We start from the raw sequence: 22,050 nt of genomic DNA on the forward strand, positions 1-22,050 counted from the left end.
GCGCTGCATCAGGCCATTTTCAGCAAATAGCGCTGGGTGCCGGGCAAATTGCGACTCGCCGCCGCTGCGTAGCAAGTTGATCGGAGCATCCTTAGAGTTAATTCAAACAGCTCATGCCGGATCTTCAGTGGATTCCGGTGGGACAATCTCGTCACCAGGATTGGCCTTTAGTTCCGCCGAAGCTGTTTCGAGATACTGACGCGCCAGTTTTAGCGAGATAACAAAATCTGACGTACCAGATTTCAACATCCGATCTTGCTCTTCAGGGCTGGCTCGCATCAGGTACAGCCCGATGTTCTGCCAGGCTTCCTGAGCGTTCTTGATGCCGTTGCGCTTCATGGCAGCGGCCATCCCGGCTTTCACACCTGCTGCCATGTCGATGGTAATCTTCTCGATCCCCAGCTTGGTGGCCTTTTCCTGCTCCTGCTCCCGCTGCCGGTAGTCTCGGGAGTGATCTGCCGGTGTCTTTTTTGATTGGGCCATTCGGTAGGATCCCGGATGCTGGTATGTGAATTTGGAGTGGTCGACGCCGCTGGTTGGCGAGGCACTGCATGCGCCTCATTTCGGGCTTGGCCTTTGCAGCGGGTAATCGATGTTGAACTCACGGATCAGCCGCTTGATCATCGTGTTACTCAGTCCGAGTTCGACGACGGCGGCTTTACGCGATATGCCCCGGTCGCGGGCGGCTTTGATCCGAACCACGTTCAATGCGTCAGCTACCGGATCGGTTTGATAGGGAATCAGGTTGGAAGCCGGAATGAACGCCGTGTATTCGAAGCCATGCACGCGGGCCATTTTCCGAAGCCTGTAGATGCTTAGGCCTGTTTCGCGCATGACTTCGGTGATCGTCCTCGTCTCCGCCAGCTTGCGGATGCTCTCTACCTGTTCTGCTCGGCCGTGGCACCTGCCTGGAACCGCATTGGTCGTGGCTGCTGTGCGTACCGCCTCTTGTGTGCGGCGGCGCGGTGCTGACCGGTGAACGTTTGGCGCGACCAAGCGGCCATAAGGCTTTGGTTGCGGCCTTACAGGGAAGCCCGTCAGCGTGCCGATGACGCCGCCTCGTTGCAGGAAGTCGTCAACAGCTCTGCTCAGCTCCGCAGATTTCTGTTCGTTCTGCTGAATCATGCTCAGCTCTGGGCTGATCATCACCCTGCACCGTACAGCGCGAACAACGCCAGGCCAGTCGCGATGGCGCTGGTCCAGAGCAGCATGTAGGAGGCGAACGACCGCTTAGGCACCGGCTGGGCTTCCAGTTGGGCAGCCACCTTGCAGGCGGCGCCATGGCCCTGGTGCACACCGCGAACAACGCCTGTCGAGCGCTCGACGATGCCGAACTCGTTGTTGCCGTTCGGAATCACTGTGAAGCGCGGCAGGGTGGCCGGGTTGAACCGGCCGACCTTGTCGTAAAACTCGGCAGTGGAAAGGGTGCAGCGCTGGCGCAGGCCTTCGAGGATTGCGCGGCGCTGGCTGAGTGTCTGATTCATAGAGTTCTCCATGACCGCATTGGCCAGATGCCAGGCACGGGTGACCAACCCCAGCCGTGAGACTGGCCTGGCACCTGCCGATGCGGTCGTTTGATTTGAGGGGGAGGTGATGCAGGGGCCGCTTTCGCGGTGTGTACTCATCCGCATCGATCTGCAATCTCAGAGGGCGAACCCTCAGCCCGCCGTATTGGCAGCCCCGTGCCGGGCTGGCGGGTAACCGGTACGCACGTTCCGGCGAGATTGCAGACCGATGCGCCCTCATAGAGAGGATCGGGCAGTTAACGACATGCTGTCGCTGGCGCTGGTTGTTAGCAGATCGCCGCTGCGGGCCTCAACTTCTCGGCGCCCTTGCGGCTCATCTTCAATTCGTACCCGCCCCGGCGTGACTCAGGGATCTTGCGGTCTCGCCTCATGGCGTCGTCATCGAGGACTGAATGCAGAGCTATCAACGACGCAAACATGAAACAGACTGGGGAAATGATCTGTCGGCGCATGGCCTCAGCGATCATTGCTGTCTGGCGATTCACGCCCAGCTTGAACATGGCAACGGACAGGCGCTTAACGACGGTGCCCGGCGCGATGCCGAACGTCCGTGCGATTTCTTTGGCCGTGCAGCCCTGGGCGACTGAAAGTAGAAACTGCAACTCTCGCGGCGCAAGTCCACGGCCGAGGTGGCCTTTCCATGCCCCGCTTACGATGGTTGTATCCATTCTTTTTACTCGGTGGTTGTCATCCCAAAGCACCCGGCAGACCAGGTGCTTCAGTGATGCTTTCCAAAATGTCATTCCGTCCTCTGTAAAGAGCTTCGTCCAGTCGGTCCCGTCCTCCGGGGCTGGGAGATCACTTCGCTGATCCCTTGCTATCTGGCGGCTTCACCAGTCTTGTGCGCTGCGCTTTAATCGCTGCGATGGGTGAAATATGCACTGGTGCAATTTAACTGTCAATGCACTGGTGCATAATAATTTGCACATCTGCATTGAAAAATCTTCTCTCCTCGGCGGGTTAACTTTTCCTACAGCCTAAGTTATTCTCTGATTTAACTGGATATGCATACAGTATAAATGGAGGTGATTATGGGTATGGCGCAGGCGAAGGCGACACAAGCAGTACGCGTGGATATGTCCGGGGTAGAGCGTTTGGGTCTTCGGGTTTCAGAGATGATCAACCACCCAGTCGCACAGACGCGGCGATGGGTAACGATTCATCGCCTGGATACGGACGGGGATCGAGAATGGGAGGAGGTGATGGGTGTACTCGTCGCTACCGATGAGCTGGACATGACGTTCAACGATGACGGTAGCGTAACGGTAAGGTGGGAGCCGCAGCCGATTGAGGATTTGCCTACGCAGGCGTACGAGGAGCCTGAAGAGGAGCCCGCACCTTTCTAACGGGCAAAGAAAAGCCCGCGATGGGGATCAGCGGGCTTAAACACTTGGAGCTGTGATGACCATACGGGGCATGGCGTGAAAAATTTGTAAACGTAGAACGAAAAAGCCCGGTGCTGGGCCGGGCTCAAATCACTTTAGCAATCTTCCTATCCAGAAGGATATGCCTGTCAGAAACGTGGCCATGGTGAATGACCATGCTATGAATTTCCAAGTTTGTTCGTTTATTGACTTCTGGAAGCTCACGGCCAAGTCCTGAATATCCTTGCTGCTCGCCCGAACAAATCCGTGCAGGTCGTTCTTTGTGGCAAGCTCTGCGATATCTGCCTTCGTTGCAACCTGAGAAGCCAGTCCTTCGAGCTTTGTCTCTACACGCACAAGCTTTTCGCGAATGTCCAGATTCGACTTTTCAAGCGCTGCTACCCGAGCTTCCAATTCGTTACCCCCTGGTGGTTCCCCGCCACCGCTTTTCGGTCGAATGGGCAATCCGCCGTTTATATCACGCACGTTATCATTATTCGCCATTACCGGGGGACCTCTTCTGGGCCAGGTATTTCGCAACATATCGCGCGTTGTAAAATCGGGTATTTCCGCACAAGGGGCAGAGAGTAGAGAAAAAGACGTCAGCCTCGTCGGTCAAGCTATAAAATGGCGCCTGCAATAGCACAGGCTTGTCGTCACTGCGTCGAATCAACCAGTCGACGTTTCGGCCGCAGGACCCGCAAGCACCATCAGCGTTTACACTTTTTAGGAATGTAGCGAATTCTTCTACACTCAGTGAAGTAATTCGATTTACCTCATCCAGCAAGTCACTGCCATCAGACACGTTGCCTCTCCTTAGATTTTAACCGCTGGTAGCCGCGTACCTTTGCTCTGCGCCAGGTAAGCCCTATATTTCATGACGATGTGGGGGGGGAAGGTCACTCAGCCCGTTCCCGCACAATCCGCCCATCCTTCACCTCGTCCGCATACCCGGCCAGCTTGTCCTCGCCAGCATGGAACACAGTGATCATCCTCATGATGGCCTGAGCGTCAGACTCATTGCCCACCAGGCTCAACCGCTCAGCGATCCGCATCAGCTCTACCGCTGACCACTTGAAGTCGGCAGCGAGGCCCTGAAGGTCGCGTGCGAGTTGTTGATTCGGTTTTGTTAGGCCCATGGCTCCTCCCGCTATGCGTCAAACCGGTTTCCCATTCCACACGTACAGCACGCGAGCCAGGATGTGCGTGTCGTCGACCCGGATGTCCTCTGGGTCGTGATGCTTGTTGTCCGAAATCATCTTGAAAAGGGCCTTCCCCTTTTTCTGGAGCCGCTTCACATAGAGCATTTCATCGTGAGAGAACAGATAGATGCCATCCCCGGTGAACTCACGGATCGTGACATCGACCAGCAATGGGTCGCGGTCTTTGATCGTCGGAGCCATAGACTGACCCCAGCCGGTGATCATCTTGAGGTGGAAGTGCTCCTTGAACGTTACGCCCATCTCACGCAGGTGCTTGGGGCTGACTCTGATGTCCTGGAGCATTTCCGGGTATTCATGTGGGATCTGCCCGCCGCCCATCGCCGCGCGTACATCGTAGTGAGCGATCCATACTTCGTCGCCTACAACACCCGGACGGTAGAAGTCGCTCTCGATTGAGCGGTCGCCGTCTTCGGCGTCTGCGACAGCTAGAATCTTCTTCCTGAGGTTCTCGGGTAGGTTCGAGCTACGAGCCAGCATAGCGAGTACCAGATCGGTAGAAGATGATCTCTGTTCATGCACCGCGCTATCGGCCGTATTGCCATCAATCGGTGCATAGCCTCGCAGTTGATCCGTGGTGACCCTTAGGGCAGACGCTAAGGGGCGCACCTGCTTATCGGTCGGGTCCTTTATTCCTTTCGGGCCAGAAGGCTTGAGTATCCGGGAAATTGTTGGTTGACCAACATTCGATAGACGAGCTAATTCAGCCTGGTTGAGGCCGTCGCGGGCCATCAGTTCGGCCAGAATTTTATCGATAGTTTTATGCATGAGTGCAATCGTCGCCTTCGGCAGTGCATACCGCAATAGAGTGCAGCGTTGACAGTTATGCACTGGTGCATGATTATGTGCATATCTACAAAGGAGGCAGCCATGAGCGCTACCGATCTTCCGAACAAATTGGATGCATTGCTTGGCTCTGGCTTGACCTACAAAGCCATCGCAGAGCGGGCCAAGTGCGACATCTCGACCATTTTCCGTATCCGTAGCGGCCAGATCAGTAACCCGAGTTACATCGTTGGGATTGCTATCGACCAGATGCATGTGGAGCTGGGTAAGAGCACCAAGGCGTCCGACAAAAAATCAGCCGCTTAAACCCGTCGATGAGCGGCAACGAACTGATTGTCCGCTCATACGCGAAGGCTAGGTAGTACAGCGGATTGGCTGTTTATACAACCAGTGGAGACGGCGAATGGGTTTGGAGTTTTTGGTTATCTATCTTCTCGCCTTGGCGGCCGGATCAGCGGGCGGGGCTTGTATTGCATTGCGTCTCGGTATGAAAACCCGACCTGCTGCGGGTCAGGCTCCAACTTCCTTTGTGACTGTCGCTTACGGCCAGGTGCTGCCGGTTGTCACTCTTGATTACCTTCTGCAGCCAGATCGGCCCAAGCGGGCAGGTGCGAAGCCGATTCCCGAATTGGTTGGAACTGCTCTGACGTCAGCTGAAGATCCATCAGCTCTTCATGAAGGATGTAAAGCATGTCACTCGCCTCTGTGTTCTGGAAAGCACCCGGTAGCCAGTGATGTTTGTTGATCAGATAGAGCTGGCCAGCTTGGGCGGGAGAGAGATCCAGCCATGGAGTGCTGTATTTGCATCGCAGATTGTGGAGGAAGCACGTCAGCTTGTAAGGCCCGAGGGCCAGGCGCGCCGCTCTAGATTCTCGCCCCTCGCCTCCGGCATTGCTTGCGCCTCTGAGCGCCTGTTCTTGGGCGTCGACAGCATTCGCCCAGGCAGATGGGTAGTGGATTTCGGGAAGTTTCATATGTCTGGCCTCCGTGGCCTTTTCGTGTGGAAGCAAAAAGCTAACACGGAAGCGCCAGGCACCCATAACGCCTGAATTTCAGGCAAAAAAAAGCCGGTGGCTAGACCGGCTTCTTCACAACATTGCGAGACGGATTATGCACATCAGACCTAAGCAAGGCAACAAAGGCGGATCGATTGGAGTAGCACTGTGAGCGTTCAAGCAATGACCTGGGCTATGGATATCCCGACTTCCTCTCTGGACAACCCCGCCGCGCGGCATGTCTTGCTGTGCATGGCGAACTACGCCGGGCCTGAAGGCCGAGGTGCCTTTCCGTCAGCAGCGACCATCTCGAAACAGACAGGGCTTTCAGAGCGTACTGTCAGACTGAAATTGGATGAGTTGGCGAAGGCCGGGTGGATCGCTGAGGGTAATCAGGCAATCGCTGCTGCCTACATCGACCGCCGTGACCGCCGCCCCGTGGTGTATGACCTTCAGCTTAAGCGGGGTGCAAATGCCGCACCCCGTAAAGATCGGGGTGCAGATGACCGCACGGGGTGCAGCTCACAACAGAACGGGGTGCAGGAAAACGCAGAACGGGGTGCAGCAGCTGCACCCAATACATCACTTAACCATCAAGGAACCAAAGAGCAGCAGCCGCGCGAGATTTCTGACGTCATCGCTGATCAGGATCTGCAGGCCATCGAACCGACCGACGACCGTCAGCGTTTCGCAATGTTCGCCGACTGGTCGCCAGACAGCCGCTACCTGATCGCCCAAGCCCAGATCGCTGGTGTGAAACCGACTGATATTTCCGACTCAATCCTGCGCTCATTCAAGGGCTGGTTCGTGGCCAAGCCCGGCACCGTCGATTCCGCTGCGGGCTGGTGCAATCGGCTGGTGATCTGGTTCCAGAAAGAGCGCGCCAAGGGCAACGTTCCCGCCGCTAAGCCAGAGGCTGAGTCTACCGGCGACTGGGCATCCAAGGGGGTGATCCTGTGACTGGTCCAGTGCGTGCAGGGTACCTGGTTGAGAACCGGCGGACTGACCCGAACTATCGGCCTGCGCCAGCGGTACCGGTTGAAATCGATCCGGCAACCCAGCAGGTCATTGACGATTTGTTTCTGCGCTTACAAGGGGCGTGCGGGGCGTGGCGTCAGTCTTGGCCAAACCAAGAGATCATGGACGCATCGAAGCTGGAATGGCTCGCCGAGTTTATGCGCTCCGGGATCAATTCCATGGACCAGTTGCGCCACGGCATGAGGATGGTCAGCGCCAGCAAATCCGCGTTTGTGCCCGCGCCCGGTGTGTTCGTGAGTTGGTGTTTTGCGCCGGAAGGACTTGGCCTACCCAGTGTCGAGGTGGCCTATTCGCAGGCGATGCGCAATTCCCATCCGGGTATGCAGGGCCGGGGCAAATGGTTTCACCCGGCGATTTACCACGCGACCGCGGCAGCGGGCTTTATGAGCCTGCAAACGCTGCCACGGGATCTGGGTATGGCGAAGTTCGAGCAGAAGTATCTCGAGCAATGTCGCAAGATCTGGCGGGGCGAAGAACTCCCACCAGTGCCAGTCGCGCAACTGGCTGCGCGAGGTAAATCAATTACACCAGACGTGGGCAACAGAGCGCTCGCCGAACTCCGTGCCCGTCGTGGAGGTTCGCATGACTGACCGTCGTCTGGCTGTTCCTGACATCGATACCTACCGGTACGCGGTGTTCTGCTGCTCGTTCAAGGTTGACTTGGGCTCGACGCCTGACCACGCATTAGCGTTGTTCGTTGACGCTGCCATGGCCAAGCGCTACGGCGCCTGGATGTGGCCGAACACCTTCGATGTGGTCGATGTGGTCACGGGAAAGTCGGTATGCGCGTGACTTCGAAGAAACTCCGCGCTTCGGCCAACGGCCAAGAATGCACTGTTCGCATCCCTGGTGCCTGCAATCACAACCCAGAAACAACCGTGCTGGCCCACCTGCCTTGTGGCCAGAAGGGCATGGGCATGAAGGGCTTCGACACCGTAGCGGTTTACGCCTGCAGCGCTTGTCACGATGTGATCGATGGTCGCGGCGCGGGCGATATCGATTGGCAGGATATTCCTCGCGCCATTGCCGAAACCCACGAAGCCCTGATCAGGGCTGGAATCCTCACCGTCAAGGGGGTCGCATGACTGAACTGATGCTGCCGTGGCCGCCCAAGGCGCTCAGCCCAAATGCGCGTACGCACTGGGCCACCAAAAGCCGGGCCGCGAAAGCGTACCGCAATACCTGTTTTCTGCTTTGCCGTCAGGCCGCACTTCCAGTGCCCACCGGCCGGGCATTGCTTTCGCTCGAGTTCATACCGCCAGACCGACGCCGTCGTGACGATGACAACTGCATCGCCGCGTTCAAGTCTGGTCGTGACGGTGTGGCGCAGGCGCTGGGCATTGACGACAGCAGGTTCGTCACTCAGCTGCAGATCAGTGCCGAAACCATCAAGGGCGGAGCCGTCCGAGTTCGCATCACGGATTACATTGAGGTGTCAGCATGACGGCCGCCGTGCGCATCACCGATGCTGAAATCAAACGGCAGGCCGCTGGTACCGAGCGTGACCTGCGCGACGTTGAAAACCGAGGCCTGTACCTGCGCTTTACGCGGGATCGTTCCCGGGCGTCGTGGTACCTGGTCAGCAAGGGCAAATGGAACCTCGTCGGCAGCTTCCCCGACCTGACGGCCAAACAGGTCGTTGCGGCCTTGCCTGGCATCCGCTTGCGGCTCAATGCCGGAGCCGGGTCGAACCTGTCGAAGTGGGTCACGACTGGCGAGCTGCTGGACTGGTACGCTGACCGGATGGCACGCGACCGCAGCCTGTCCGAGAAGCGCAAGAAGACCGGCGCCTCGCTGATCAAGTGCCACCTCAAGCCACGCCTGGGCGACCTGGCGCTTACCGGCATCGACAAGGCCAGTCTTGATGATCAGTTCATGTGGCCAGCGCAGGAAACCATCGGCATTGATTACGTGCGATCGGCGTTTCAGCTGTTGGCCTTGGCATTCCGGCAGGCGTTCAAACTCCGCCTGATCGTGGTCAACCCTATGAAGGACATCAAGTTCAGCGACTTCTCGAAAGCCAAGGTCGGCATCAAGCCGTCCCGATTGCGCGGCACCCAGTTGCAGGACCTGATAGCGCGTCTGCTGACCGTGCTCGAGGACGAACCGGCGGACGGTCTGCTGGCGCTGATGATGCTCTGCCATGGCACCCGAATCGGCGAGACGCGGCAAGCGCGCTGGTCACACATCAGCTTGGCTGAGCGTGAATGGTTTATCCCGGCGGAGAACACGAAGACGGGTGTAGAGCATCACCTGCCTCTGACAGATCAGGTACGCAGTCTGCTGATCAGCTACCGGGATATGCAGTGGGCCAGCGGCTACAGCGGTCAGTTCCTGTTTCCATCCCGTAGCGGCAAGGCGCTCAGTGAAGGCCAGGCCAGCGCCGTGTTCGCAAGGCTGGGGCAGGGCGAGTGGACCAGCCACGACCTGCGCAAGTTGGCCCGCACGGGCTGGGCAGATATCGGCATCGACCACCTGATCGGTGAACTGCTGATCAACCACGCCATGGGCCATAACGTGAAGGTTTATATCCAGTCGGACGTGATGAGCCGCAAGCGTGATGCCCTTGAGAAGTGGCACGCGCATCTAGATTCAAAGGGCCTGAACCAGATTCAAGCATTGACCGGCTTTAGAACGGGAGATTCTGGTAACGGGCTACAGGTCACGGAACATAAGGGCTGTGACCCTATTCAAGAATCAACCATAGGCGAGGTTTCAAAATGATCATTTGTCCTCAGGGTACGGTCATCCACTTCGTCAGCAATACCCCGGAAATTGACCCAGCCGCCGTCTCCAGCATGACTTGGGTGTATATGGGGCCTCACGTATATATGGATATTTTCATGCTCACCGGTGAGCTCCATCGCATCGAACATTGCCCACCTTGGGATGACGCATATGCGATCTACCGCCAGATACGGGAGGCCCAATGAAGAAGAGTCACGGCCCGTCGTTTCGCCGCGAGTTGAAGTTCATCGTCGAATGCAACATCTGCATGGGGAAGGGCGTTTACACCGGGCTATTTCACCAGCTGGAGTGTGTTAGCTGCCACGGCTCTGGCTGGGTCTGTGGCCACACGCTTCAGCCGGTGCCACTCAACGATATTGTCCCGGTGCTCAATCAAAGGCTCAAAGAGGCCTTGGCCGAAATCGCAAGTGCTAACCGTCAGCGTGGTGGTGCACACCAGCAATACGAACAGAACAACCGCCGCGGTGCCGGCGGATCGAACTACACAGGGGACTGATCATGATGATTCGCAAACCGCTGCACCGTCCTCTTGGGGATACCGAAAACATGCTCGAGCAGTGGGGCTTCTGGCGTATGGATGGCATGGGTGTGCCGGGCTATACGTCGCCATCGCTGGCAATCATGCGTGACGTGATGCCATCGACCACAAAGGCCTATGTGATCACTGACGAGCTTGCTGGGCTGGTTGATGCAGCCGTTGCCAGGCTCTGCCGCCGTGATGCGCAGATGGGCGATATGGTCTGGCTGTACTTCGGTGCGAAGTGGCCCGCGATTCGTGTAGGCCGTCAATACGGCTTCAGCGAGATGAAGGCACGCGAGCTGATCAAGGCTGGTGTTGCTTGGGTGGATTGCGCTCTGGAGGCAGTGAAAGAGGCAGCTTGAAAAAACAGTTGTCCATATGGAATAGCTCTGTTTTCATGCAACGGTGTTCAGCTGTACCAGCGCGGCACCCTGATAGTAAAAAGCCCGGCCATTGAGCCGGGCTTTTGCATTAAGCGGCTTCCACTGAGATTTTCAGACGTTTGCCCAGTACGGCTAATGCAGCTTCAAGCGCTTCCAGTTTGGTGCCGTGCATGAAGTCGACGAGTCGATCTCCTTGGCTTTGGCTTACCCCAAGCAACCGGCATAGGTCAGCTTTGCGCAGGCCTTTTTCCATCATGGTGTTCCATAGCTCAATCTTGGCAACTGCAAGCGCAGATAGGCGCACAACTGGCTGGCCATCCTCGGGTACCGGAGCATGGGGAATGACACGGCGCTGATCTACATAGATCGATAGAGCGGCAGGCATTAAAACGCCAGCCTCGGTCAAGGCTTCCGCGAGGTCATCACCGACCGCGTTAAATTCTGGAATGGTGTCGCAGGTCAGCGCGACACCTGGGGTGTCTTCCGTATGTACAGTTACTGGGTAGTCAAACATTTCCTAGCCCTCCCTTGGGCGGCTCTCTGAGTGATGTTCGTGAAGCGAAGTGATGAACGTATCTCAACGGTGGAAGGGGCTCACTTGAGCCCCAGTTGTTTGATGATTCCTCTCCGGGTTCCTTCTTTCATCTCTTTTGCACCGTGATCCGGAAAGATCGTCTGTTTGCCTTCGTAGTAGATTTTGAAGTGGCTCGTACCTTTGAGCGATTCAAACCTGACTCCTTTAGCCTTTAACCACCGTCTAAATTCGCTGTAGCTCATCACCTCGCCTCGTTGATTGGATGAGTTCAGTATACAGCAAATTTGGTATATGTATAGCAAATTTGCTGTATTTGTAAATTATTGCCTCGGCCGATGCCGGGGCTTTTTCGTTTTCGGCTCCACCACACCCATTGCGCCAAGCTGGGAGTGCTGTTGGGGCCGACCTAATTCACTCCCTGAAAGGGAGACACCGGATGCCAAACATGCCTGAAAAGCCAGATACATGGGCTGCGCTCTGGGTCGCCCTTTCGAATCCCTCAGTGCAGGGCCTGATCATGGCCGTCATCGTTTCCCTACTGCGCATCCTTTACGACGCGAAAGAAACCAGTAAACGCCGGATCTTCTTCGAAGCGTTGATCTGTGGAGCGTTAAGCCTTGTGGCTTCAAGCCTGATCGAGTGGATGGCTTGGCCTCCGAGTCTGTCAGTGGCAGCCGGCGGCAGTATTGGATTCCTCGGCGTGACCGCCATTCGTGAACTGGTGACGCGCTTCCTTGGGCGCAAGGCGGACGCGGCATGAAGGCCTTTGCAGCTGCATTCATCGTCGCCCTTGTCGCGGTGCTGCTGATCGGCTTCCAGCAGTACCGATACGTTGGGCTGCAAGGCGCGCTCACTGTCGAGACCAAAGGCAAGAACGACGCCATTGCTGCCAACACTGAGAGCCAAGCCACCATCACCACGCTGCAGGCTGAAGCCAAGCGCAACGCTGCATACACGGCGGACCTGGCCAAGCGCATCAAGGTCAGCGAAGACAAAGCCAAACAGGCGAGGAAAGACTTTGAAACTCTCAAACGAAACAGCAAGCCTGTTCGCGATTGGGCTGCTCAGCCTTTGCCTGACGGCCTGCGCGGCAAAGCCGCCGGTAGTGACAAAGGTCAGCGCGGTAAGGATTGAAGCGCCAGCGTTGGTCCCTTGTGAGCGGGTTGAAGATGAAGACCTCGCCGACAACGGTCAGCTTTGGGAGCTGAAGAATCAGGCCATCAAGCTGCTCGACACATGTGCAGATCAGGTGGACGCCCAAATCGTGCGCAGCCAGAGCAAATGAAGAAGGCATGGTCAGTCACGGCACCCGGCTACCCGCCGTTCCCCATGATCATGCAAGAAGATCACGACCACGCTGGAGCACTGGCATACGCCCAGGGCATCTGGCCCGCATGTGTCATTCAGTGAGGCTTCATCAATGACCCGTTTGAAGTCACTCGGCAACCGCGTCGGCACTCATAGCAACCCTCTGCCGGTGATGGTGCCGGGGTCGTGGCGAACGGATAAGACGTCGTCCAGCCAACGCGGCTACACCTACGCGTGGCAGAAGGCGCGAGCCGGACATCTGCTGAGTAATCCGTTGTGCGTGTACTGCGACCGATTGGGTCGAGTCACTGCCGCCACTGTAGTCGACCACATAGAGCCTCACCGGGGCGATATGACGCTGTTCTGGGACCGATCCAACTGGGCATCGCTGTGCACCACCTGTCACTCATCCGTGAAGCAGCGGGAGGAGGCCGGGAGCTTGTAGCACGCCAGCTCCCCGAGCTGCCATGCGCTTTTTTGGTGCGGCACGCCAGTGACGTGCCGCCGAGGTGGGGGTGCCTCGAAAGTCTGGAGCTTTCGTGCTCTAGACCACCCGGTCCGCATTCGTAGTTTTTTTCCCCTTTTCAGGATTTTTGTTAATGGCTTTAACACCCAAAAAGCGCGCATTCGCCGATGCTTTGAGGGGAGGTGCGTCCAATAAAGAAGCCGCCATAGCCGCTGGTTACAGCGCTTCCAGCGCATCTGCTGCCGGATCAAGGCTCGCCAAAGACCCTCACGTCTTGGCGGCACTCGCGAGCAGCACCGTTAACAAAAATGTTAAAGCCAGGTCGCCAGCCAAACAGGCCGAACCAGAACAGCCCGACGTCAGCGACGCGGAAGACGGCCCAGCCTTCGACCTGTCCAGAGCGCTGACCTTCACCGACCCAAAGGCATTCCTTATCGCCGCCATGAACGACCCGGAAGCGGAGGCAAAACTGCGAGTCGACGCCGCCAAGGCGCTGATGCCGTTCATGCACCAGCGCAAGGGCGAGACCGGCAAGAAGGAAGAGAAGCAAAACGAGGCGGAGAAGGCGGCCGCCGGGATTTACAGCACAGGCAAGCCACCGCCCCTGCGGTCGGTGAAGTAGATGGAATGGTCGACAGCCTGTCCCGACTGGGAGCGGCGGATACTTTCGCGCCAGTCGTTGATTCCATTTCCCCCGCTGTTCCGATCAGAGGCTGACGCCGCGCTCGAGCTATTCAAGTCGCTGCGGGTTGTCGATGTGCCAGGCCAGCCGACTTTCGGCGAATGCTGCGAGCCGTGGGTATTCGATTTTGTCGCCGCGATCTTTGGCGCATACGACGCCGAGACCGGCAAGCAGATGATCCGAGAGTACTTCCTGCTGATCAGCAAGAAGAACGCCAAATCGACCATCGCCGCCGGGATCATGGTGACTGCCCTGGTGCGCAACTGGCGGGACAACGAAGAGCTTTTGATTCTGGCCCCGACCATTGAGGTTGCCCAGAACAGCTACAAGCCTGCCGCCGCGATGGTGCGTGCCAATTCAGTGCTGGAGAAAATGCTCCACGTTCAGGATCACATTCGGACCATCACTCACCTGACCACCAAGGCGGCCTTGAAAGTGGTCGCCGCCGACTCTGACACGGTGTCCGGCAAGAAGTCCGGCAAGATCCTCGTCGATGAGCTCTGGGTGTTCGGCAAGCGGCCCAACGCCGACGCGATGCTCATGGAGGCGACTGGCGGCCAGATTTCGCGGGATGAAGGGTTCGTTATTTTCCTTTCCACCCAGAGCGACGAGCCACCGGCGGGCGTCTTCAAAGAGAAGGTCGATTACTACCGCGATGTGCGTGACGGCAAGATCACCGACAAAAAGTCTCTGGGTGTTATTTACGAATACCCGAAGGCGATGATCGAGGCAGAGGATTACCTAAAGCCTGAGAACTTCTACGTCACCAACCCGAACATGGGCCGATCCGTAAGCCGTGAATGGCTCGAAGACCAGATGATCAAAGAGGCTCAGAAAGAGCCCGGTGCGCAGCGCAAGTTTCTCGCCAAGCACCTGAACGTCGAAATAGGGATGAATCTGCGGGCCAACCGGTGGGCCGGCGCTGAATTCTGGATCGGGCAGGCGAGGATCAAGAACCTATCTCTTGAGCTGTTGATCGAGCGCTGTGAAGTCATTGACGTCGGCATCGACGGCGGCGGACTTGATGACTTGCTGGGCATGGCAGTTGTAGGTCGTGACGCCAAAACCCGTGAGTGGCTGGTCTGGACCCGTGCCTGGGCTCACCCGACCGTGCTGGAGCGCCGGAAAAGCGAAGCGCCGCGCTTCATGGACTTCGCCAAAGACGGCGACCTGATCCTGGTTGACTACATCGGTAAGGACGTCGAGCAGGTCGCCGAGCTGGTTTCGCAGATTTACGTGTCCGGCTTGCTGGATATGGTTGGGGTCGACCCGGCTGGCGTAGGCGGCATTCTTGACGCGCTGATCGCTGCGGAAATCCCGAAAGACGTAGTGATTGGCATCTCCCAGGGCTGGAAGCTTGGCGGCTCCATCAAGACCGCTGAACGCAAGCTCGCAGAAGGCGGCATCGTCCATGGCGGACAGCCAATGATGTCCTGGTGCTGCGGTAACGCCAAGGTGGTGCCGGTTGGCAACTCGATCCTGATCACCAAGCAGGCTTCGGGTACCGCAAAAATTGACCCACTGATGGCCTTTTTCAACGCCGTGGCACTTATGTCGCTCAATCCCACGGCGCGGGGCAACGTGGATGACTTCTTTGATAATCCAATAATGGCAGGGCTCTGATGGCGAGCAAAAAGAAACCGGGGCGGATTCGCTCCGCGCTTCAGAGCTGGCTCGGCGTTCCTGTCGGGCTGACCAGCGAAGCGTTTTGGCAGGAATGGTTTGGCACGTCCACCAGCGGTAAAAACGTGACCGTAGACGGCGCGATTCGGCTATCCACGGTCTGGGCCTGCGTTCGGTTGCTGTCGGAGTCGGTCTCCACGCTGCCGCTCAAGTTATACCGGCGCATGCCTGACGGATCTCGGGAATCGGCCCGCGATCACCCTTTATACCGGGTGCTTTGCCGGACGCCCAACGCCGAGATGACGCCGCAGCGATTCATGCTGATGGTAGTGGCCAGCATCTGTCTTCGTGGCAATGCGTTCATCGAGAAAAAATTCATCGGTAGCCGAATCGTGGCACTGGATCCGCTGAAGCCGCAGTGTATGACGGTCAAGCGCATGGACAACGGCCGGCTGAAATACACCTATAACGAAAACGGCATTGAGCGAGACATCCCCGAAAAGAACCTGATGCACATTCGCGGCTTCGGTCTGGATGGCGTGTGCGGCATGCTGCCGGTGACAACGGGTCGCGACGTGATCGGCGCTGCGATGTCTGCGGAAGAGGCTGCCGCGAAGGTTTTTGCCAACGGCCTGCAGGCTTCCGGCTTCCTCACTGTCGAAGGCGGCGCGGCGCAGGGTGCTGGCACGCTCACTCCCAAGCAGCGCGAGCAGTTGCGGACCAGCCTGGCGGCGTTCAGCAACTCCAAGAATGCTGGCAAGACCATGGTTCTTGAGGCGGGTCTGAAATATCAGAGCGTCACGATGAATCCCGAGGCAGCGCAGATGCTGGAAACCCGGGCGTTCAACGTTGAGGAAATCTGCCGCTGGTTCCGCGTCCCGCCGTTCATGGTCGGGCACATGGACAAGCAAAGCAGCTGGGCGGCCAGCGTCGAAGCGCAGAACCTGCACTTTCTGACCAACAGCCTGCGACCATTGCTGGTGAATATCGAACAGGAAATCACGCGGTGCCTGATCGGTGATGCTGATGCCGATGAATTCTTCGCTGAATTCTCTGTCGAGGGTTTGCTGCGTGCCGACAGCTCTGGCCGTGGCGCCTGGTACAACACCGCGCTGATGAATGGCTGGATGAGCCGTAACGAGGTCCGCCGCCTGGAGAACCTGCCGCCTATCCCCGGTGGTGACATCTTTACGGTCCAGTCAGCCATGGTGGCGCTGGAAAGTCTGGAACAGGGCTCGGATATCTCCGCCAAGTTCAACCGCTTCATGTCCAAGGCGCTCACCGCGCACAAGGACGGCAACAAAGAGGCAACACGGGAGCTGTTGCAGGACATCTGCACCGCGCTCGATGGCGGCGACCCCGACGCGCCGACGATGGCCCACGCCCTTATTTCTATTTCCCGGCTCAGCATCACTGAACCCACGGAGTAAACATGACGATCAGAACACTGCCTGCCGCACCGGCGGGCCGCCCGTGCGCGAGCGCTTCATCGGATCTGTTGCCGCTGGCTCTTGAACGCTGGAATCCGGACATTCGTGCCGCGACCGAGGAAGAGAACACGATTTCGATGTTTGACCCCATCGGCTACGACTACTGGACCGGCGACGGCGTGACCGCCAAGCGTATCAGCGGGCTCTTGCGCTCATTCAATGGCGCTGACGTGACAGTGAACATCAACTCGCCCGGTGGCGACATGTTCGAAGGCCTGGCGATCTACAACCTGCTGCGCGAGTACAAAGGCAAAGTCACCGTCAAGGTTCTCGGTATTGCCGCTTCGGCAGCCTCTGTCATTGCGATGGCGGGTGATGAGGTTCGGATGGGTCTCGGTGCGTTCCTGATGATTCACAACTGCTGGGTAGGGGTCGCCGCAAACAGGCTCGGCCTGCGTGAGATGGCTGACACCCTGGAGCCTTTCGATAAGGCCATGGCCGACATCTATGCGGCTCGCACCGGTGACGGCATCGAAGCGATGCAAAAGCTGATGGACGCTGAAAGCTGGATCGGTGGCGGCGCTGCGGTCGAGAACGGCTTTGCAGACTCGCTGCTCGACAGCGCCGAAACCAAGGAAAGCGCCAAGGCTTCCACACCTCAACAAATTGCCGCCCGGCGCCTGGATCTGATCTTGGCCAAGCAGGGCATGCCGCGCTCAGAGCGCCGGGCAATGATTCAAGAACTCAAAACCGGCACGCCCAGCGCTGCCGACTCTGGTACGCCGAGCGCTACCGAATCAAAGGCCGTTCCGGCCGACGCCATTGCTGAACTCGAAAAGGCCCTTGCCTCGTTCAAGTCGGCAGCCTCAACAGTACCTGGAGTTTGACCCATGACCGATACAAACGAACTGCTCAAGAATGTTTCCGCCGAGCTGGCCAAGGCCTCCAGCGAGTTCAGCCTGAAGGCTGAATCTGCTCTGTGCGAAGCCAAAAAGGCGGGCACTTTGTCCGCTGAAACAAAGGCCGCCGTCGACGAGCTGGCGCTGAAATTCAACTCGCTGACCGAGGCTGAAAAGCAGCTCAAGGCCCAGCTGGGCGAGATGGAGCAAGAGTTCGCCCGTCTGCCGGCGCAAGGTACTGCGCAGGCCCGTGACGGCCTGGGTGCGACCGTCATCAAGAGCGAGGCATTGAAGGCGTTTGCCGCCAGTATCGAAGGCGGCAAGCGCATCAATATTCCGGTGAGCGCCGCTCTGCTGTCTACTGATGTGGCTCAGGGCATTGTTGAGCCGCAGCGTTTGCCAGGCATCGACGTCGCTCCCAAGCAGCGGCTGTTCATTCGTGATCTGATTGCTCCAGGCCGCACCAGCTCCCCGGCGATCTTCTGGGTTCAGCAGACTGGCTTTACCAATGCCGCGCGTGTTGTTGCCGAGGGCATGCAAAAGCCCTATTCGAACATCGAGTTTGCCTCGAAGCTGACTGCGGTCTCGACGATTGCCCACATGTTCAAAGCGTCCAAGCAGATCCTGGACGATTTCGCACAGTTGCAATCGACCATCGACGTGGAAATGCGCTACGGCCTGAAATATGCCGAGGAGCAAGAAATTCTCTTCGGTGACGGGACCGGCGTTCATCTGCACGGCATCGTTCCGCAGGCTTCGGTGTTCAATCCTGCGTTCGAGGTTGAAAATCAGTCCGGCATCGATGACCTGCGCCTGGCCATGCTGCAGGCCCAGCTTGCGCGCCTGCCAGCCAGCGGTCACGTGCTGCACTTCATCGACTGGGCGAAAATCGAGCTGACCAAAGACAGCCTCGGCCGTTACATCCTGGCTAACCCGCTCGGCCTCGCCGGTCCTGTCCTGTGGGGCTTGCCGGTAGTGGCCACCGAGGCGGCGGGCTTCCAGGGCAAGTTCCTGACCGGAGCATTCCAGACCGGCGCCCAGCTGTTCGACCGCGAGGATGCCAACGTGGTGATCTCGACTGAAAACGCCGATGACTTCGAGAAGAACCTGATCTCGATCCGTTGCGAGGAGCGCGCCGCATTGGCCGTGAAGCGCCCGGAAGCATTCATCTACGGCGAGTTCACCGCCCCGGTGACCACTCCTTAAAACCCCTGACCGGGCTGCCGAAATGGCAGCCCACTGGAGGCACTCGTGAAACTGAAAACTCTGAAGCCGCTGTATTTGGGCGGGCAGGTTCTGCCTGAGGGGCGCTCTTTCGAAACCATTGAGCAACATGGTCGTGAGCTGATCGCCAAGGGTTACGCCGAGGCAGATAGCTCAGATGATGAGCCGGTCGTCACGCTCGAAAATGAAGAGGGTGCCCCGGCAGGCGTGATGACAAGCGGGTCGCTTGATTTCTCACCGGAAAAAAACGACCCAGCCAAAAAATCGGCTCAACCAACCAAGAAAAAAGGCGCGTGACATGTCGGTGATCGATATCGAAGCGGCCATGCTGCACTGTCGGGCCGAAGAGGCGGATCGTTCTGACGTGCAGCTCAAGCTGGAAGCTGCAGAAGAGTCCGCAATGGCCTACCTGAATCGGTCGTTCTACGCCGATACCGAATCCATGGCTGCGGCCGTGTTGGATCTTTCGGCTGGTGAGGACCCGATGATAATCAACAAGGCGATCACATCGGCCTGTCTGCTGATCCTGGGCAACCTTTACGCCAATCGTGAAGACAGCGTGGTGGGTGTCAGCGTCGCCGAGCTGCCGCAAGGCTCTCGGTCGCTGCTGCACCCTTACCGCGTGTCGCTGGGGGTCTGATGCGCGCCGGTCCATTGAGGCACGTGTGCGAACTGCAGCAGGTGACGCGAGTTCGCGAGCCTGGTGGTGGTTACGCTGAAACGTGGGAAAAGGTCCGAGACGTGCGCGCAGAAATCACCGTCCCTACCGGGCGCACCCAGGTGGTGGCCCAGCAGATAAAGTCGGTGATCTCGGCTGAAATGCGCTGCCGTCCGGCGCCTGACCTGGTTGCGCAGCGCCGCTTGGTAGATGGCGGGATCACGTATCTGATTGAAGCCGTTCTACCCGATAACGAGCGCAGCATGCTTCGCCTGCTGTGTTCCAACGTCCTAAACCCTTAAGGAATCAGCATGAAGCTCATTGCGAAAGCCAATTTGTCCGGCCCGTTCGGAAACGTTGAAGCCGGCGGAGAGTTTGTCGTCAACGCAGCGGCCGGCGCTGAACTGGTCCAGCGCGGCATTGCCGAGGAAGTCCCGATCACCAGTGCCAAGTCCAAGGACCTCGATAAAGCTCCTGCCGAGGCATCCTGATATGGCCAGACGCTCTAGAGGCGATTTCAAGCTGCGAGGCCTCCTGCGCCGGATCGGAAACCAGATGGAAAGTGATTTGCGGCCAGCGATGGTCGCGGCGGCCGATTTGGTGCTTGCCACCCAGAAGGAGCTGATTCCGAAGGATACGCACAAAGCCGAAGAGACCCTTAAAGCGTTCGTATCAAAGTCAGGTCTGGATGCCCAGATCGGCATCCGGGGCAAACGGGACAACAAGAGAGTGTTCTATGCCAAGTTCACCGAGTACGGCACGAAGCAGTATAAATTCGGCGATGCCATGATGGCGGCCAGGCCTGCGCATCCTTGGCTCCGTCCATCGATCGATCTAAACCGGGACGACATTGCTCGACTCATTCGGGCAGCGATACAGAGCACTCTGGCCAAGGCGGCAGGGGGCGTTCGATGAGCAGTCCGGACATGGCCCTGCAGATTGCCTTGGATGAGCGACTGACTGAAAAACTCACCGTGCCGGTGTTCGATGCGGTGCCTGAAGGCACGCCTTATCCGTATGTGACACTCGATTACGAAGTGTCCGGCAACACCACTCCCATCTATGGGCGGCAGCGCGAGAATCGGCTGTTTTACCTGTCTGTTTGGAGTGATTTTCAGGGGCAGATGGAAGTAAAGCGGATCATGTCCGAGATCTACGAGGCCCTGAACGAAAAACCCCTGCACCTGGACGAGGGGCGAGCTGTTTCTGTTCGCGTTATTCGATCCCAGACCACTCGCGAGCCTGACGGCAAAACCTACATGGGTTCAGTCACGCTCCGAATTATCACCCAGCACTAATTTCCGATCATCCGGCCGCGCTGCGGCTACATCACCTGTCCTCAGGAGGACTACCCATGCCTGTAAATACCGCTGCCGGTACGCGACTTTCTATTGGTCCGCGTCTCACGGCAAAACTCCCGGCGACTGAAGCTGCCGCAATCACTCTGTTCGCCGGGCTGACTTACGTCGAAGTTGGCGAACTGGAAAACATCGGCGACTACGGCGACGAAGTCGGTGATGTCACGTTCTCGGCCCTGGCTGATTCGCGCACCCGCCACCTGAAAGGGCTGGCTGATGCTGGTTCGGTTGAATTGGCGATCGGCTTCGATGTTGGTGACGCTGGCCAGCTCGCGCTTGTGGCGGCGCAGAAAGACCGCTCGCAGTTCGACTACCCGGTGAAAGTCGAGTACGTCGACGGCCTGATCGACTACTTCGCCGTCAAGGTGATGAGTTCTCGCAAGACCGTCGGCGGCGCTGAAGACGTGATCAAGCGAAACGTCACCGTCGGCATCAACTCCGGCATCTACGAAGTCTTGCCGACGCCGTAAGCCCTGCCTGCAATGCCTGGTGCTGCAATTCTGCGGCACCGGTTCCAAACCTTATTTTAGAGAGATAAACAAATGTCCAAGACTGACCACGGCACTGTTGATGTTGAAGTTGGTACCGAGCTTTACACCCTGACGTTCAACCTGAAAGCGGTGAAGCGCATCGAAAAGATGTTCGGCGGCATCCTCCCTGCGATGCATGAGGTTCAGAAGTTCAGCCTGCAGGCAGTCACCCAAGTGATCATTGCTGGCGCTGGCCTGGCACTGAAACCTTCCGCGATGGAAGAGCTTGAGGAAGAGATCTACCGCCAGGGCATTATCAGCGTCACCCCGCCTTTGATCGAATACCTCGGCGCGCTGTTGAACCCCGCTGCCAAAACCGCAGAGCAGCAAGAAGCTGCCGCTGCTGCTGACGCGACAAACCCCAAGCCAAAAAAGTAAAGCGCGACGGCAACGGTAGTTATGTCGACGAGCTATTCGGCATGGCTACCGGCTGGCTGGGCTGGCCGCCCAGTGAGGCCTGGACGATCCCAGTTCCCGAAATCCTGATGGCTTGGGATGCAAAGGTCGAATTCCTGCGCAACACCAATCCATTTGGCGCGAGTGAAAAGCCTAAAACCAAAGAGGCGATTGGTCGTGACATTCGTATTGGGTTCCGCGCTGCCGCCCTCAGTCGCAAAGACGCCGCCTGATACCCCTGATTGAACCGCAACCCGCTTCGGCGGGTTTTTTTATGCCTGGAGAAAAGTGAATGTCTCAAGAAGTCCAGGGGATGCTGATCCGCCTCGAAGCAACCACGGCGCAGCTACGTCAGGAAATG

38 protein-coding genes are annotated in these 22,050 nt (G+C 57.9%); 28 read left to right on the forward strand and 10 right to left on the reverse strand.

Annotated features, from left to right (window positions below):
- Positions 1-111 precede the first annotated feature (111 nt).
- From BUB69_RS00005 to BUB69_RS00020, 4 genes are all read right to left on the reverse strand, one after another.
- On the reverse strand, positions 112-483 hold the full coding sequence (locus BUB69_RS00005; protein WP_073161694.1) for a hypothetical protein: 372 nt from the start codon (positions 481-483) through the stop codon (positions 112-114).
- Between the two features lie 75 nt (positions 484-558).
- Positions 559-1,146: a hypothetical protein gene (locus tag BUB69_RS00010; protein WP_073161695.1), complete on the reverse strand. Its 588-nt coding sequence runs from the start codon at positions 1,144-1,146 to the stop codon at positions 559-561.
- Complete coding sequence (locus tag BUB69_RS00015; RefSeq protein ID WP_073161696.1) at positions 1,146-1,484, reverse strand: hypothetical protein; 339 nt, start codon at positions 1,482-1,484, stop codon at positions 1,146-1,148. The genes BUB69_RS00010 and BUB69_RS00015 overlap by 1 nt, the downstream gene beginning before the upstream one ends.
- A gap of 308 nt (positions 1,485-1,792) precedes the next feature.
- Positions 1,793-2,194: a helix-turn-helix domain-containing protein gene (locus BUB69_RS00020; RefSeq protein ID WP_073162225.1), complete on the reverse strand. Its 402-nt coding sequence runs from the start codon at positions 2,192-2,194 to the stop codon at positions 1,793-1,795.
- A gap of 369 nt (positions 2,195-2,563) precedes the next feature.
- Here BUB69_RS00020 and BUB69_RS00025 point away from each other — a divergent pair, with 369 nt between their 5' ends.
- Positions 2,564-2,872, forward strand: coding sequence for a DUF1654 domain-containing protein (locus tag BUB69_RS00025; protein WP_073162226.1), 309 nt, complete (start codon positions 2,564-2,566; stop codon positions 2,870-2,872).
- 129 nt (positions 2,873-3,001) lie between these two features.
- Here the strand turns inward: BUB69_RS00025 and BUB69_RS00030 are convergent, their stop codons facing one another.
- The 3 genes from BUB69_RS00030 to BUB69_RS00040 all read right to left on the reverse strand — a co-directional run bounded on the left by BUB69_RS00030 (position 3,002) and on the right by BUB69_RS00040 (position 4,878).
- On the reverse strand, positions 3,002-3,394 hold the full coding sequence (locus BUB69_RS00030; protein ID WP_073161697.1) for a hypothetical protein: 393 nt from the start codon (positions 3,392-3,394) through the stop codon (positions 3,002-3,004).
- Positions 3,395-3,789: 395 nt separating this feature from the next.
- A complete protein-coding gene (locus BUB69_RS00035) occupies positions 3,790-4,029 on the reverse strand; it encodes a hypothetical protein (protein ID WP_073161698.1) in 240 nt (79 codons plus the stop codon).
- An 18-nt stretch (positions 4,030-4,047) separates the two neighbouring features.
- Positions 4,048-4,878, reverse strand: coding sequence for a LexA family transcriptional regulator (locus BUB69_RS00040; RefSeq protein ID WP_073161699.1), 831 nt, complete (start codon positions 4,876-4,878; stop codon positions 4,048-4,050).
- Between the two features lie 102 nt (positions 4,879-4,980).
- On the opposite strand from BUB69_RS00040, the gene BUB69_RS00045 reads away from it, so the two are divergent.
- Complete coding sequence (locus tag BUB69_RS00045) at positions 4,981-5,202, forward strand: helix-turn-helix domain-containing protein (protein WP_073161700.1); 222 nt, start codon at positions 4,981-4,983, stop codon at positions 5,200-5,202.
- Between the two features lie 257 nt (positions 5,203-5,459).
- Here the strand turns inward: BUB69_RS00045 and BUB69_RS00050 are convergent, their stop codons facing one another.
- A complete protein-coding gene (locus tag BUB69_RS00050) occupies positions 5,460-5,870 on the reverse strand; it encodes a hypothetical protein (protein WP_073161701.1) in 411 nt (136 codons plus the stop codon).
- Between the two features lie 204 nt (positions 5,871-6,074).
- On the opposite strand from BUB69_RS00050, the gene BUB69_RS00055 reads away from it, so the two are divergent.
- From BUB69_RS00055 to BUB69_RS00095, 8 genes are all read left to right on the forward strand, one after another.
- Positions 6,075-6,851 (forward strand): helix-turn-helix domain-containing protein, encoded by a 777-nt coding sequence (locus tag BUB69_RS00055; protein ID WP_073161702.1) that lies wholly within the window; start codon positions 6,075-6,077, stop codon positions 6,849-6,851.
- Complete coding sequence (locus BUB69_RS00060; RefSeq protein ID WP_073161703.1) at positions 6,848-7,519, forward strand: replication protein P; 672 nt, start codon at positions 6,848-6,850, stop codon at positions 7,517-7,519. Before BUB69_RS00055 ends, BUB69_RS00060 begins: the two co-directional genes overlap by 4 nt.
- Positions 7,512-7,721 carry a hypothetical protein gene (locus tag BUB69_RS00065; RefSeq protein WP_073161704.1) on the forward strand — a complete coding sequence of 70 codons (210 nt, stop codon included), beginning with the start codon at positions 7,512-7,514 and terminating at the stop codon, positions 7,719-7,721. The genes BUB69_RS00060 and BUB69_RS00065 overlap by 8 nt, the downstream gene beginning before the upstream one ends.
- The gene (locus tag BUB69_RS00070; RefSeq protein WP_073161705.1) at positions 7,712-8,014 is read left to right on the forward strand and encodes a nuclease domain-containing protein; all 303 of its coding nucleotides are present in this window, start codon (positions 7,712-7,714) and stop codon (positions 8,012-8,014) included. The genes BUB69_RS00065 and BUB69_RS00070 overlap by 10 nt, the downstream gene beginning before the upstream one ends.
- Complete coding sequence (locus BUB69_RS00075; protein WP_073161706.1) at positions 8,011-8,373, forward strand: endodeoxyribonuclease RusA; 363 nt, start codon at positions 8,011-8,013, stop codon at positions 8,371-8,373. Before BUB69_RS00070 ends, BUB69_RS00075 begins: the two co-directional genes overlap by 4 nt.
- A complete protein-coding gene (locus BUB69_RS00080; RefSeq protein ID WP_073161707.1) occupies positions 8,370-9,653 on the forward strand; it encodes a tyrosine-type recombinase/integrase in 1,284 nt (427 codons plus the stop codon). The genes BUB69_RS00075 and BUB69_RS00080 overlap by 4 nt, the downstream gene beginning before the upstream one ends.
- Positions 9,654-9,858: 205 nt before the next feature.
- On the forward strand, positions 9,859-10,173 hold the full coding sequence (locus tag BUB69_RS00090; protein WP_073161709.1) for a hypothetical protein: 315 nt from the start codon (positions 9,859-9,861) through the stop codon (positions 10,171-10,173).
- 2 nt (positions 10,174-10,175) lie between these two features.
- The gene (locus tag BUB69_RS00095; RefSeq protein ID WP_073161710.1) at positions 10,176-10,559 is read left to right on the forward strand and encodes an antiterminator Q family protein; all 384 of its coding nucleotides are present in this window, start codon (positions 10,176-10,178) and stop codon (positions 10,557-10,559) included.
- Between the two features lie 109 nt (positions 10,560-10,668).
- Here BUB69_RS00095 and BUB69_RS00100 read toward each other — a convergent pair whose 3' ends face one another.
- On the reverse strand, positions 10,669-11,094 hold the full coding sequence (locus BUB69_RS00100; protein ID WP_073161711.1) for a helix-turn-helix domain-containing protein: 426 nt from the start codon (positions 11,092-11,094) through the stop codon (positions 10,669-10,671).
- An 80-nt stretch (positions 11,095-11,174) separates the two neighbouring features.
- Positions 11,175-11,357 (reverse strand): type II toxin-antitoxin system HicA family toxin, encoded by a 183-nt coding sequence (locus BUB69_RS00105; RefSeq protein ID WP_073161712.1) that lies wholly within the window; start codon positions 11,355-11,357, stop codon positions 11,175-11,177.
- Positions 11,358-11,551: 194 nt separating this feature from the next.
- Between BUB69_RS00105 and BUB69_RS00110 the strand changes: the two genes are divergently transcribed.
- The 18 genes from BUB69_RS00110 to BUB69_RS00195 all read left to right on the forward strand — a co-directional run bounded on the left by BUB69_RS00110 (position 11,552) and on the right by BUB69_RS00195 (position 21,922).
- Positions 11,552-11,875 (forward strand): phage holin, lambda family, encoded by a 324-nt coding sequence (locus tag BUB69_RS00110; RefSeq protein WP_024688074.1) that lies wholly within the window; start codon positions 11,552-11,554, stop codon positions 11,873-11,875.
- Positions 11,872-12,249, forward strand: coding sequence for a hypothetical protein (locus BUB69_RS00115; protein WP_073161713.1), 378 nt, complete (start codon positions 11,872-11,874; stop codon positions 12,247-12,249). Before BUB69_RS00110 ends, BUB69_RS00115 begins: the two co-directional genes overlap by 4 nt.
- Positions 12,221-12,400, forward strand: coding sequence for a hypothetical protein (locus tag BUB69_RS28990; RefSeq protein ID WP_032622829.1), 180 nt, complete (start codon positions 12,221-12,223; stop codon positions 12,398-12,400). The genes BUB69_RS00115 and BUB69_RS28990 overlap by 29 nt, the downstream gene beginning before the upstream one ends.
- A gap of 135 nt (positions 12,401-12,535) precedes the next feature.
- Entirely contained in the window at positions 12,536-12,868 is a 333-nt protein-coding gene (locus BUB69_RS00125; RefSeq protein ID WP_073161715.1) for an HNH endonuclease, read from the forward strand.
- A 154-nt stretch (positions 12,869-13,022) separates the two neighbouring features.
- The gene (locus BUB69_RS00130) at positions 13,023-13,511 is read left to right on the forward strand and encodes a terminase small subunit (protein WP_073161716.1); all 489 of its coding nucleotides are present in this window, start codon (positions 13,023-13,025) and stop codon (positions 13,509-13,511) included.
- The gene (locus BUB69_RS00135; protein ID WP_073161717.1) at positions 13,512-15,194 is read left to right on the forward strand and encodes a terminase large subunit; all 1,683 of its coding nucleotides are present in this window, start codon (positions 13,512-13,514) and stop codon (positions 15,192-15,194) included.
- The gene (locus tag BUB69_RS00140; protein ID WP_073161718.1) at positions 15,194-16,624 is read left to right on the forward strand and encodes a phage portal protein; all 1,431 of its coding nucleotides are present in this window, start codon (positions 15,194-15,196) and stop codon (positions 16,622-16,624) included. The genes BUB69_RS00135 and BUB69_RS00140 overlap by 1 nt, the downstream gene beginning before the upstream one ends.
- Before the next feature lie 2 nt (positions 16,625-16,626).
- Positions 16,627-17,511: a head maturation protease, ClpP-related gene (locus BUB69_RS00145; RefSeq protein WP_024688080.1), complete on the forward strand. Its 885-nt coding sequence runs from the start codon at positions 16,627-16,629 to the stop codon at positions 17,509-17,511.
- A gap of 3 nt (positions 17,512-17,514) precedes the next feature.
- Complete coding sequence (locus BUB69_RS00150) at positions 17,515-18,729, forward strand: phage major capsid protein (protein ID WP_073161719.1); 1,215 nt, start codon at positions 17,515-17,517, stop codon at positions 18,727-18,729.
- 45 nt (positions 18,730-18,774) lie between these two features.
- A complete protein-coding gene (locus BUB69_RS00155) occupies positions 18,775-19,044 on the forward strand; it encodes a DUF7210 family protein (protein WP_073161720.1) in 270 nt (89 codons plus the stop codon).
- Between the two features lies 1 nt (position 19,045).
- On the forward strand, positions 19,046-19,387 hold the full coding sequence (locus tag BUB69_RS00160; RefSeq protein WP_073161721.1) for a head-tail connector protein: 342 nt from the start codon (positions 19,046-19,048) through the stop codon (positions 19,385-19,387).
- A complete protein-coding gene (locus BUB69_RS00165; RefSeq protein ID WP_073161722.1) occupies positions 19,387-19,707 on the forward strand; it encodes a head-tail adaptor protein in 321 nt (106 codons plus the stop codon). The genes BUB69_RS00160 and BUB69_RS00165 overlap by 1 nt, the downstream gene beginning before the upstream one ends.
- A gap of 9 nt (positions 19,708-19,716) precedes the next feature.
- Entirely contained in the window at positions 19,717-19,896 is a 180-nt protein-coding gene (locus tag BUB69_RS00170) for a hypothetical protein (RefSeq protein WP_073161723.1), read from the forward strand.
- A 1-nt stretch (position 19,897) separates the two neighbouring features.
- The gene (locus tag BUB69_RS00175; protein ID WP_073161724.1) at positions 19,898-20,320 is read left to right on the forward strand and encodes an HK97-gp10 family putative phage morphogenesis protein; all 423 of its coding nucleotides are present in this window, start codon (positions 19,898-19,900) and stop codon (positions 20,318-20,320) included.
- 11 nt (positions 20,321-20,331) lie between these two features.
- Positions 20,332-20,703, forward strand: a complete 372-nt coding sequence (locus BUB69_RS00180) for a DUF3168 domain-containing protein (protein WP_425439329.1) — start codon at positions 20,332-20,334, stop codon at positions 20,701-20,703.
- Between the two features lie 56 nt (positions 20,704-20,759).
- Entirely contained in the window at positions 20,760-21,233 is a 474-nt protein-coding gene (locus BUB69_RS00185; RefSeq protein ID WP_024688088.1) for a phage tail tube protein, read from the forward strand.
- Between the two features lie 72 nt (positions 21,234-21,305).
- Complete coding sequence (locus tag BUB69_RS00190; protein WP_073161726.1) at positions 21,306-21,671, forward strand: hypothetical protein; 366 nt, start codon at positions 21,306-21,308, stop codon at positions 21,669-21,671.
- Between the two features lie 41 nt (positions 21,672-21,712).
- Positions 21,713-21,922 (forward strand): hypothetical protein, encoded by a 210-nt coding sequence (locus tag BUB69_RS00195; protein ID WP_073161727.1) that lies wholly within the window; start codon positions 21,713-21,715, stop codon positions 21,920-21,922.
- Positions 21,923-22,050 lie beyond the last annotated feature (128 nt).

Source organism: Pseudomonas asturiensis (assembly GCF_900143095.1).
Lineage (GTDB): Bacteria > Pseudomonadota > Gammaproteobacteria > Pseudomonadales > Pseudomonadaceae > Aquipseudomonas > Aquipseudomonas asturiensis.